Below are 11,734 nucleotides of genomic sequence, written 5' to 3' on the forward strand. Positions count from 1 at the left end.
ACTGACAATTATTCGTTATTGGTATCTATATAGCGCATACGTTCATCCAAATCATTGTTGTAAATCTTATTAATATGAGAGATGATACTATTAAAAGTATCTTCTAAAAGATTAATATTGTTTTTAATGGTCTCTTCTTTAAAATCAGGGTTGTTTTTAACGTTGTCTGCTAATGATTTGATTTCTGTCTGAAAGAGCCTAAAACGAGCTTTTATACTAGGAATATCGATTCTTTCAGGGAAAGTGTCACTCAGCAATTCTTGTAAAGTATCTTGCATCTGTGTAAGCCAAAAATATACTGAGTAATAAGAACTTTCTACTCTTGAGTTTTCTCCTATTATTTTGTCAGAATATTGACTTACTTTCTGGAAGTTTTTAGCAGCTAATTCGAGTACTGGACGATATAAAATCACATTGTCATTCGCTTTTGCTTCTTCATCTAATGATAGCTGAATATTGTAGTATCCAGTCTTCTTAGGGGAAAATGCTACTTCAAATTCTTTCCAATCGTCTACTAAAGCTCTTCTTTTTACATTAGCAGATAGAGGAGAAAGTGTGTCAAGTGCTAACTGGGTGCTTAATTCTTCTTTCTCTCCTTCAGAAAATACTAAATTGAGGTGAGGGTAGTTTATTTTCTTAGAACTTACTGAAAATGTATAAGGTATATTAGCTACTAAAAAACGTCGCCATTGTAGAAAAGCCTTTCCTTCTTCTTTTATTTTTTCTACTCTAAAAACAGTGTCTTTTATACTATTAGGTGGAGTACGCCAGTCGCGTTCTACTAAGGTATTTATACTTTCTGTTTTAGAACTAATAGGGTGAAGACGGCTGTAAATGAGTAAGCTGTCAGGGTTAGAAAGCACTAAAGCATCAGTGTTTTTTATCTTGTTAGGCGCCATTGATATGATGATCTGCATTAATGACTGAAAGTTTTTCCATTGCCTTAAATCTTCCTGAGCTTTTGGTGTGAGCTCTGTTAGTTTTAGCTCTTTAAAATCAACTGATTTTACTTTATGTTCTGTAGGGATATTGTCAGAGGTCTGCTGGCTTCCATCACACGATATTAAGCCTGCTACTAAAAGTAGAAGACCTACTTTAAAAGCTTTGTTTTTCATATTCTACTATTTTCATTAAAACACTAAAGCCAGACTTACTTACATAAATCTGGCATCAGTGATAAATCTAAAACCTAAATGACTACTTAGCTAATTTGTTTAAGTGCTTAGCTAAACTGCTTTTTAAATTCGCTGCTTTATTAGCGTGAATAATATTTCTCTTAGCAAGTTTATCAATCATAGAAACTACTTTAGGGAAAAGAACCTTAGCTTCTTCTAGATTTTCTAAAGCGCGTAGTTTTCTAACAGCATTACGTGCTGTTTTGTGTTGATAGCGATTGCGTAAACGAGCTGCTTCGTTTCTTCTAATTCTTTTTAACGCTGATTTATGGTTTGCCATTTTTCCTTACTATTTTATTTTTATCATTGTATCTTTTTACAGATACTTTTCGAAATATTGTATTTTGTAGTCCGTAGGGGAATCGAACCCCTGTTACAAGGATGAAAACCTTGCGTCCTAACCCCTAGACGAACGGACCTTAACCTTAATTATTCAACTAAAAATAAAGTTGTATAAAAGACATTTTTTATTTGTAGTCCGTAGGGGAATCGAACCCCTGTTACAAGGATGAAAACCTTGCGTCCTAACCCCTAGACGAACGGACCTTAATTTTTTCAATCTGCTTATTATTAGCAATGCATTTTTCTCTCAATGCGGTTGCAAAGGTACGACTTTTTTTTATTCCTGCAACATTTTTAGTGAAAAAATTAAATATTTTTTTCTTATTTTTTTATATAAATCTGATTATCAGTATTTTGTAATATTATTTACTTAAAGATTCTTTTCTGTCATTTTACTCTTTTATTCCAAATTTGAAAGAAAATTTAGTGTATCTACATTATCAGCATACTCCCATAACTGGGGGATTTGTGTATTTCCGAAAGCTATTTCATCGGGTAGTAATCCTTTTGCTACTACACATTGTATTTGCTCGGTATCGGTAATGAGTTGTTTTTTCAGAGCTTCTGTATCGGTATAATACTCGTAAAACAAGGTAGCTATGGGTGAAGCATAACTCTTGTCTTCTTTTAATATTAGAAAACCATTTTCGAGTAGCTTATATAAGCTCATTAGGTATACAGCCTTGTTATAATCATAGTTGTTGGCATATTTTTGTTCGTTAATAATATCCCGATAGGTGTAAATAGCTTGAAAAAAAGCGTCAAAAGAGTAATTTTCGGGTACAAATAGTTTAGAAACACTTCTACAGCCAAGTCCGTAGTACTGAAAGATATCCTTTCCTAAGGCAGTGAGCTCCTCTTGGGTTTCTTTGCCAGTAAGTACAGCTACAGAGTTTCTATTTTTTCTGATGATATGAGGCTTTTTGCCGAAATAGTATTCAAAATAGCGCGCTGTATTATTGCTTCCTGTAGCAATTACTGCATCAAAGTCAGTTACTTTCTCATCTGAAAAGGTTACAGCTTCTGCCCATTCAGGTATTAGGTCTCTTAGTTGCTTTACTATAAAAGGGAGTAGTAGTTTGTCTTCCGACGAAAGTTTTACTACCGCTTTATGGCCTGACACCCATACGCATAGTAGGTCGTGAAAACCTACTAAGGGGATATTGCCGGCCATTATCAGCAATATTTTCTTTACATTTTGTGGTTCGGATAGCTTATAAGCCGATAACCATCGTTTTATATTAGCTTCTGATAACGTTGTAGCCCAAGTGGTGCGAGCAAAAGTTAAGTTATGCTGTGTAAACCAACTGTTTTGCTGCTCAGCCTGTGCAAATATAGCTGAGAATCGCTCGGTATCATTGAATAACTCTCCTAATAATATCAGTTTTTTTGTTAATTCACTATTTGTCATTTATCATTAATCATTAAAAAGATGGTTCTATGCCTAAGCGTATGCCGAATTTAGGGTTACGTACCCCATTAACATCGTTGAAATCACTGCGCCATACAAAGTCTAACCGTATAAAACGGAAGTTGCCTAAACCGATATTTTCAATACCAAAACCGTATTCCCAATACAGCTTTTCAGGAGAGTTGAACACTATATTACTCATATTAGCTGTCTTATTCTTTTCTGAGAGTGTTCCGTAAGCAAATCTACCGAAAAGGAGACTCTTAAAGCGTGTTTTCTGTAGGAACGGTACCCTATTGAACAAAAAGCCATCAAAATGATGTTCAAAATAGCCATTAATATAAGTATCAGTGATAAAATCGTAGTAGTCAAGCAGTGCAAAAGTGTTTTTAGCTGTAGAGTACGACTGGTTAGCTGGGGTAGGAGCAAGGGCAATAAGAGGAGCAGTGCCCAATACTTTTCCAGCTTCGAGGTTAGCGTGTAGTATGCCGTAGCCAAACATAGGTATAGGTTTGCTTGCTAATATTTGTACCTTGTCATAATCAAACTGACTATGGCTAATACCACTTACGCCTTTAGTATATTTGAGAGTATAGGTAGAAAACAGCTTTTTGCCGTAGCGTTGTTCTACTCCATAGCCGAATACCTTTCTACCAGGGGTAAAAGTCAGTTCGGTGCCGGTGTAAAAATTGTCATAATCGCGCAGTATATCGCCTGTTTTGGGATTGCGATAAGCTATCAAGAAGTTCTCTTCGCTAGCGGAAGATAAACTTTGGTAGGTGCCAAATACCGAAAGCCGTATATTAGCTGCTATATCGTAGTTGATAACCCCTTGTATCTTCTTATTGCGTGTCAGATAGTAGTTTTCGCCCCTTGCAATGATGAAGTTAGTGGTCTTTTCGAAATCTAAATTGGTGTCATCATGCATCACGAAGCTACCTAACTGTAGGTTATCATCTTGGTAAGCAGCCCCGATACCGATGCGCGGGCGGTAAGAAATAAGGTATTTGCCGCTAACTCCGTATTTAAAAAGTTTATCTTTTAGTCCGTAAGCTCCGTATACATAGGTGCGAAAACGGTCGTCAGTAGAAATAAACGAGCGGAAGCCAGCCCGCAAGCGCAGTCCGTCAACGTTGTTGCTTGAGAAGGCTTGCCAGAAACGCCCAAACTGCATATACTTACCTATGGGTATGTAGCCAGAGGTTACGATGTCGGTCAGGTCGCCTATCATTTTGATGCGCTTATTGTCGCCTACTTCAGCTATAAGTCGCTTAGTTTTTGTTAAGTCAGTTCCACCGATAGTATGGGTGTCCCAATAACTATCTTCTTTTTTGAACTGGTTTTTTGATATTTTTACTACTTGTTGGTCGTAAAAGGTAGCAGGTTTGGGCTGGTTGAGGATAATATGAGAGAAAGAGATGTTGTTTTTCACATATAATCCTTTTTCTTCATCTTTTTTAGTCAAAAGAGTAAAATCGCCCTCCTGAATTTCGCGTTCGGGTAGGTAGATGCTGTCATTTTGTATGCTAAAATACTTCTCAAAAGAGAGACCGCGTACCAAATTGATGTTTGTCTTAGGGGTGGTACGCATTTGTATTGATTTTACTATATAGGTTTTAGTATCTACTTCAAACTTCCCTTCGAGTGCTAAATCTTGGTCGTCTCGGGGGAAGAAGTTGATACGGTAGAACGAGCGGTTGCCGTCTTGTATGGTGTCACTCAACACGTATAGATACACTCCATAACCAAACTCTGCCAATGGGCTAACAAAAGGCTTGTTGAGTATCATATAAGTATTGTCGTAAATGTCGAAATCGTCAAATGATTGGCTTACACGCTCTAAGCCAAATCCTTGTTGTACAATACCTTGCGAGCGTTCAGCCTCTATATCAATTCGTTTTTTATTCAGCTGATTATTGCCGTATACATTTTCTATTTTCTCGGTGAGGTACATCGGCAGCGAGAAAGTTTCTTTGTATTTTTTCTCAGAAAGTATACGTCTAATAGTGTCGTACTCTTTGCCTAATGCTTTTTGGAGGAAGATAGTATCGAGGTTGTTTACGCCCAACTCGGTAGTACTATGTTTGCGGTACTGATAAGCCGTAGCATTTTGCAGTCCGCGTTTTTTCTTGTTTTTCCAAATACCTTGTAGTACTGTATATGCAGGGTTTTCTTTCTTAGGGAGGGCTTTTTTGGGTTTAGCCACTATGGTTACCTCGCTTAATTGTTCTCCTTCGGGCAGTACAATTACCAGTCCTTTAGTATTATCTTTATCTAAATGTACTTTTTTAGTAGTATATCCTATGAGCGAAACCTCTAATTCGCGTTGTTTTTTTTCTGAATATAGTGAGAAACGCCCCTCCTCATCGGTATAACCGCCGATAGTTGTTTTTGGGAATAGTACATTGGCATAAGGTACAGGTAAACCGTTTTCGTCAATAACTTTTCCTGATACGTGTGTCTGTCCAAAAACTGCTGCTATAGGCAGTAATAAAAGGATTAAAAAAAGTATTTTTTTTGTCATAAAGAAAAAATTAAAGTGCAAAAGTAGTAAAAAGATAGGGAATTAGCAAATTTACTAATTCCCTATTTTCTTAAAGATTGTTTACTGCTTTTATAAACTTCCTAAATCCTTCTTCACCTTCTGGGGTGTGCTTGAAAACACCGCAGTTTTCTAATACTTCGCAAAAAGTATCTCCGATAGCCTTATCAATAAAACTGTCTAAACCATTAGAAGTGAGTGGAGTAGAGCAGTGGCTTATGTGTTGCTCTAACCACTTAGCGTGTTTTTGAAGGGCTTCGTCCTTGCTCATCTGTGCATATACGTTCTCAAACGGCTTGCCTGCAGCTATAGCTTCAGCAAGGAGCTTTTTAATACTTGCCATTTCAGTTTTGAGCCTACCTGGCAGGATAGCTAACCCCATAACCTCAATAATGCCAATATTCTCTTTTTTGATATTGTGTAGGTGTTCGTAGGGGTGGAATATCCCCATTGAGTGAGTACTATCAGTGCGGTTGTTGCGCAAAGCGAGGTCGAGTTCGTATTGACCATTTTTGAAGCGAGCCACAGGGTTCACTGTATTATGGCGAACCCCTTGTGTATAGGCGTAAATACCAAGGCTTTCATCGCTGTAGTCTATCCACGATTGCAAGATATGGTCAGCTAAGTCGATAAGGCGGTCTTTGTCGCCGCGCAATCGCAATACACTCATAGGCCAGTTTACGATACCTGCTTCTATATCTTCAAACCCTTTAAACTGCACTTTTTCCTTTACAGTAGCTTTTTCCATCGGAAACTCGTGCTTACCTCCTTGAAAGTGGTCGTGTGAAAGTATTGAGCCTCCTACTATAGGCAGGTCGGCATTAGAGCTGAGGAAATAATGAGGAAATTGTGCTACGAAGCTCAACACGTGCTCAAAGCAAGCGCGGTCTATCTTCATAGGGCGGTGTTCACTCGAAAAGACGATACAGTGCTCATTATAGTAGATGTAGGGTGAGTACTGAAAATACCAATCCTCGCCTGCCAAGTTGAGAGGGATAGCACGCAGGTTTTGTCGGCCAGCGTGGTTTACCCGCCCCATATAGCCTTCGTTCTCTTTGCAGAGCAAGCATTTTGGGTAGTTAGTGGCTACTACATCTTTTTGAGCGGCAATGTCGCGAGGGTCTTTCTCAGGTTTAGATAGGTTGATGGTAATCTCTAAATTGCCATACTTGCTAGGGTGTTCCCATAGTATATTCTTGGCAATCCTATCGGTGCGAATGTAATTGCTCTGTTTGTTTAGCTCATAGAAGTTATTTGTAGCTTGTACCTTGTCTTTTTGGTAAGTTTCCCAAAAAGAGGCGGCTATCACTGAAGTGCGAGGCAATACTTGTCCCATAATCTTGGCGTTTAGAAGGTCGCGGTAGGTGATAGTGTCAGCAGTAAGTTTGCCTTGCGTAGCTGCCCATTCTACAATGCGGTTGAGTACTTCTGTAGGATAGGTAATCGCTTGAGCGGCAGCTGTTATCTGTGCCTGCTCTTCAGCGGTAAACTCGCGATAACTATCGCAACCAATACTCTCTAATACCGCATTGGTAACGAGTATGCGATCCTCTTTTTTTACCAAGTTATGCAGCACTGCATAGGTAATAAGGGTTTCTATTTCAATGTAAATATCCATTTTTTATTAACGTCTAAACCTATAAATAGTTTCGTGCTTATAAACTTCTCCTTTTTCGAGCGGTTTTACTCCGAAATTAGGTTGGTTGATACCATCGGGGAAATCCTGCATTTCGATAGCTACTCCTGCAAAACGAGAGTTCTTAGCAGGTTTTTCCTGAGGAGTACATACCTTATCAAATACGGGTACCTCGTCTAAAAAGTTACCAGTATAAATCACTGCGACCCGTTGGGTAGTATAGGCTTCCATAGTGATACCACTTTCAGGAGAGTGCAATACCAACTGAGGAGCTGCATTCAGTCCGCTGTGGTTGAGCACAAATGGGTGGTCGTATGCACGAGTGATATTGAACTGAGGGTGTCCTTCAGCTATACCTTCCTTGATGATTTTCCCCTTGCGAAGGTCGAAAGTTGTGCCTTCAACAGCTAGGTATTTGCCAGTAGGTATTAATCCTTCTGCCAGCTCGCAGATGTTATCAGCCGCGATTTGTAGCTTTTGGGCATCGCCGTTTACCTCTAAGTCGCCTGCCAAGTTGAAATAACTATGGTTGGTGATGTTTAAGTAAGTTTTAGCATCTGCTACCGCCTCATAAGCGATGTGCAGACTATCATCTTCAGTAAGGGTATAGCGCACTTTGAAATCGACAGTAGCAGGGTAACCCTCCTCGCCATCAGGACTTACATAGTGCATTTCTATTCCGTTAGCGAGCTCTTTTACCTCGAAAATCTTACTGCTGAAGCCTTCTTTACCTCCGTGCAATGAGTTTTCGCCATTGTTTTTGTAGAGATGATAGGTTTTGCCGTCTATAGAGAAAGCAGCTTTGTGTATTCTGCCTGAAGTGCGCCCTATGGTAGCCCCATTGTAAGCCCCATTGCCTATATAATCTTCTAAATGCGCATAGCCTAACACTACGTTTTTAAGTACGCCGTGTTTGTCTTTTGTGCAAATTTCGGTAATAGTACCGCCTAAGCTAAGTACAGACACGCGAAAACCATTCGCGTTCTGCAAACTATATTGATAGACAGCCTGTCCGTTATGAGTTCCGAACAGGCTTTTGTTGATGGTTATCATTCTTGTCTTGTATTAAAGTTTTCGTGCGCCTTCACTTACAGCAGCGATGTAGAAGTCGGCAGCATATCCTATTTTGTTTTTGTAAGCCTCGCCTACATTTTTGATAAAGTCATCTACTTTGTCTTTCTTCACGATGCTCACGGTACAGCCGCCAAAGCCAGCACCTGTCATACGCGAACCCACTACTCCTGGTTGTTCCCAAGCGAGAGCCGCCAAAGTGTCGAGTTCTACACCGGTTACTTCGTAATCGTCGCGCAAAGAGATATGCGATTGGTTCATTAGCTTACCAAACTCAGCCAAGTTGCCTGCTGAAAGCTCTTTTTGCGCTTTTAGTGTGCGTTGGTTTTCGTATACGGCGTGTTTAGCTCTTTTCTGACGGATAGGACTCTTAATAAGGTCTTTATTAGCTTCAAATTCTTCAATAGAAAGTTCGCCCAATGCTTTGATAGGCAATTTAGTTTGTAGTTCAGCTAATGCTTCATCGCATTCGGCACGACGTTCGTTGTACTTAGAGTCAGCTAAACCACGGCGTTTGTTAGTGTTAGCGATTACAATTACTTCATCTTTAAGCACTACAGGCACGTAGTCGTATTTTAGGGTGTTGCAATCTAGTAGTATAGCGTTGTCTTTTTTGCCCATAGCTATAGCAAACTGGTCCATAATACCAGAGTTTACCCCAATAAACAAGTTTTCCACCTTCTTGCCCAAGAGCGCCATAGCTATAGGGTCGATAGAGAGGTGGAATAAATCTTTAAGTACAATGCCGGTAAGCATCTCAATAGAAGCTGAAGAAGAGAGACCCGCTCCGTTAGGAATGTTACCTGATACGAGGAAGTCGAAGCCGCTGTCTATTTTGAAGCCTTCTTCTACAAACATTTTAATCACGCCTTTAGGATAGTTAGCCCAATCGTGTTTTTTGTCGTTTACCAATTCATCAAGGGTAAACTCCATTACACCAAGGTCGGCAAAGTTTTCAGAATACATACGGAAAGTACGGTCAGCGCGTTTACTTACCAATCCGTAAGTACCTCTGTCGATAGCGCAAGGGAACACGTTACCGCCGTTATAGTCGGTGTGTTCGCCGATTAGGTTCACCCGTCCTGGGGCGAAGAATTGTTGTTCAGCATCTTTGCCGAATACTTCTTTAAACTTTTGTTCTAGTGGTTTCATATTATTGTTTTTTTAGTCTTTAGTCCATAGTCGTTAGTCCTTAGAAAGCGACTAATAACTAAAAGTTTATTTAAAATATTTTCTTGCAATAGTTCTTAATTCAGCTTCTTTATCCTCTAAACGTTGTAGCAACACAAACTGATTGCGCGCTCTGATGTAGTTTTCTTCAGGATAAGATGTTTTGAAATAGATGTCGTTGTTAAAATAATCAGCGAGGAAGCGGATACCGATGATGAAAATCATATACTTAGCTCCATCTACTATATGCGCTTTTTCTGAATCTGTCATTACAGGGTTCATCACCGAAAATCCTTTGCAGAGTGCCTCGAAGAAGTCTGTGTTAAATACTATTTTGCTATCATCAGCTTCGTTTTCTTCAGTAGGACTAACAGAGGTGCGCACCATATCGCCAAAATCGTATAGTAGGATACCCTGCATTACCGTGTCGAGGTCGATAACTCTAAAATCATCAGGGTTCGCTTTATTGATAAGTACATTGTTGATTTTGGTATCGTTGTGAGTGATGCGTATCGGAATGCGTTTTTCGTCTACTTCTTTTTGGATAAGATCGAAGATAACTTTGTGTTCTTGGGCAAATTCGTAGAGGTGTTTAGCTTTTTCTTTGCGAGCAGAAGTGGCTTGCTTATGAGCGTCTTCTAACTGTTGAAAGCGCAAATGCCCGTTGTGAAAGTTAGGAATAGTAGCTTGCAATCGCGAAGTGTCAATGTTAGCAAACGTTTTCATAAAGGTAGCGTAGGCGTTAGCAGCCTTTTCAGCTTGCCAAGGTTCTTCTATGAATTCGTATGAAGTGTAGCCTTCAGCAAAAGGGAAGATACGCCATACTACCTCATCAGCAGTTACTGAGTGCCCCCCTTTTTGGGTAGGCATCATTGGCAGGATAATGTGGTTATTGGGCTGTGTTTCCCACAGCAATTCGATATTGGCAATAATAGCAAGAGGTGTTTTGAATACATTGCTGTTAATCCCTTGTAGGATATAGTTGTTAGCACTAGTTTTTACTAAATAAGTGCGATTGATATGCCCATTGCCATAAGGCTCAATAGAAAGGATGTCTCCTTCTAAGATGAATTGATTGGCTATTTCTTTCATTCTTATAAATAATTAGTTGTTAAATTCTTATGTTTTTAGTTGTTATTGCATTTAAAATCTGTCTGGATAGGCGCCTTTATCTACTAGCTTTTGTATCTCGTTTTGTACGAGTGCTAAATCTTCGTGGTACGTCATACCAAACCAAGTGTCGTGGTTGGGCAGTACCTCTAATTTGTAACCGTAGTCTTTGATAGCATGTTGTACAACCATTGGAATGTAAAACTCGGCTTTAGGGTTTTCTTTGTTCTCTGCTACGAAATCAGCAAAATAGCGTTCGGCTATCTCGAATACCTCGTGAGTGAAGCCCCAGAAATTCATTGATACATAAGTGCTTAGCGGATATTGAGTGTTTGTCTCCTCGTCTATGGCGGTGTGCTCATCTAATTTGCGCAACTTGGTAGCCTCGTTGATAGACAGCAAGTGGTGGTTTTCATCTACTTGGCAGATACCACGTGATACGGTGCCATTTTCGCTAAGCGTATTCTTGAGCAGATACCCACCTGAGAAGAAAGTCTTTTCTTTCTCTGAGTTAAGAGCCTCATACATTAGGCGGTACCCCTCTTTTCCGTAGTAGTCATCAGCATTTACGATAAGGAATGCCCCTTTTACAAAGTCTTTTACACATAGCATAGCGTGCCCCGTACCCCAAGGTTTTTTGCGTTCTATTCCTTTAGGATTGAAATCATCTTGATACACGTAAGTAATAGGCACTCCGGCAAAACGGTTTTCTAAGTGTTGACGTGCCAAATCGTCTATTTCGTGACGAATGATAAGCACTATGTTATCAAAACCCGCTTCTAGAGCATCGTAGATAGCATAATCGAAGAGAGCATTGCCATTATGTATGTTTTCTAACTGTTTGTCGGAACCAAAACGACTGCCTAAACCAGCCGCTAATATTACTAATGTTGTCATATACTGTTAATTTTCAATATGATAAGGTTAAAAAATACGGTGCAAATGTGTTGTTTGGTGTAAGTCGTGGCAAAGATACGAAATAATTATTAATTATCAATTATTAATGGTTAATTTTTTTTAATTTCGATTGAGAAGGCTGAGAGGGTTGGGACAGGTGAGACGTGATAAAGGGGAACCTTCGGTGTTCCTATAGTGTTCCTATAGTGTAGGTATATCTTTAGTATAGGTTTTAGGTTTTAATGGGGGGTGCTAAGAGCTAAATGCTAATGACTAATATTAACAGTAGTTTAACATTGTGTAACTATTTGATAATGAGTTGGATGTGTTTTTTTAACAAAAAGTATTACAAGAGTTTGTTGCGGTTTTTGGTGGATATG

Annotated in this window: 9 protein-coding genes and 2 tRNA genes; all 11 read right to left on the minus strand. The window is 39.3% G+C overall.

What is annotated here, in order from left to right:
- Positions 1-8: 8 nt before the first annotated feature.
- Positions 9-1,115, minus strand: a complete 1,107-nt coding sequence (locus C8P65_RS02770) for a hypothetical protein (RefSeq protein ID WP_107781095.1) — start codon at positions 1,113-1,115, stop codon at positions 9-11.
- Between the two features lie 82 nt (positions 1,116-1,197).
- On the minus strand, positions 1,198-1,455 hold the full coding sequence (rpsT, locus tag C8P65_RS02775; protein ID WP_107781098.1) for a 30S ribosomal protein S20: 258 nt from the start codon (positions 1,453-1,455) through the stop codon (positions 1,198-1,200).
- 67 nt (positions 1,456-1,522) lie between these two features.
- A tRNA-Glu gene (locus C8P65_RS02780) sits at positions 1,523-1,594 on the minus strand.
- 55 nt (positions 1,595-1,649) lie between these two features.
- A tRNA-Glu gene (locus C8P65_RS02785) sits at positions 1,650-1,721 on the minus strand.
- Between the two features lie 196 nt (positions 1,722-1,917).
- Positions 1,918-2,928: an acyl-CoA reductase gene (locus tag C8P65_RS02790; RefSeq protein ID WP_107781100.1), complete on the minus strand. Its 1,011-nt coding sequence runs from the start codon at positions 2,926-2,928 to the stop codon at positions 1,918-1,920.
- Between the two features lie 13 nt (positions 2,929-2,941).
- Positions 2,942-5,452, minus strand: coding sequence for a DUF5686 and carboxypeptidase-like regulatory domain-containing protein (locus C8P65_RS02795; protein ID WP_107781101.1), 2,511 nt, complete (start codon positions 5,450-5,452; stop codon positions 2,942-2,944).
- 70 nt (positions 5,453-5,522) lie between these two features.
- Positions 5,523-7,088, minus strand: coding sequence for a UDP-glucose--hexose-1-phosphate uridylyltransferase (locus C8P65_RS02800; protein WP_107781103.1), 1,566 nt, complete (start codon positions 7,086-7,088; stop codon positions 5,523-5,525).
- A 6-nt stretch (positions 7,089-7,094) separates the two neighbouring features.
- Positions 7,095-8,159, minus strand: a complete 1,065-nt coding sequence (locus C8P65_RS02805; RefSeq protein ID WP_107781105.1) for an aldose epimerase family protein — start codon at positions 8,157-8,159, stop codon at positions 7,095-7,097.
- Between the two features lie 12 nt (positions 8,160-8,171).
- Positions 8,172-9,329 carry a galactokinase gene (locus C8P65_RS02810; RefSeq protein ID WP_107781107.1) on the minus strand — a complete coding sequence of 386 codons (1,158 nt, stop codon included), beginning with the start codon at positions 9,327-9,329 and terminating at the stop codon, positions 8,172-8,174.
- Positions 9,330-9,395: 66 nt separating this feature from the next.
- The gene (locus C8P65_RS02815) at positions 9,396-10,439 is read right to left on the minus strand and encodes a phosphotransferase enzyme family protein (protein ID WP_107781109.1); all 1,044 of its coding nucleotides are present in this window, start codon (positions 10,437-10,439) and stop codon (positions 9,396-9,398) included.
- A 51-nt stretch (positions 10,440-10,490) separates the two neighbouring features.
- The gene (locus tag C8P65_RS02820) at positions 10,491-11,354 is read right to left on the minus strand and encodes a nucleotidyltransferase family protein (protein ID WP_107781111.1); all 864 of its coding nucleotides are present in this window, start codon (positions 11,352-11,354) and stop codon (positions 10,491-10,493) included.
- Positions 11,355-11,734 lie beyond the last annotated feature (380 nt).

Source organism: Capnocytophaga leadbetteri, assembly GCF_003054025.1.
Taxonomy (GTDB): Bacteria; Bacteroidota; Bacteroidia; order Flavobacteriales; family Flavobacteriaceae; genus Capnocytophaga; species Capnocytophaga leadbetteri.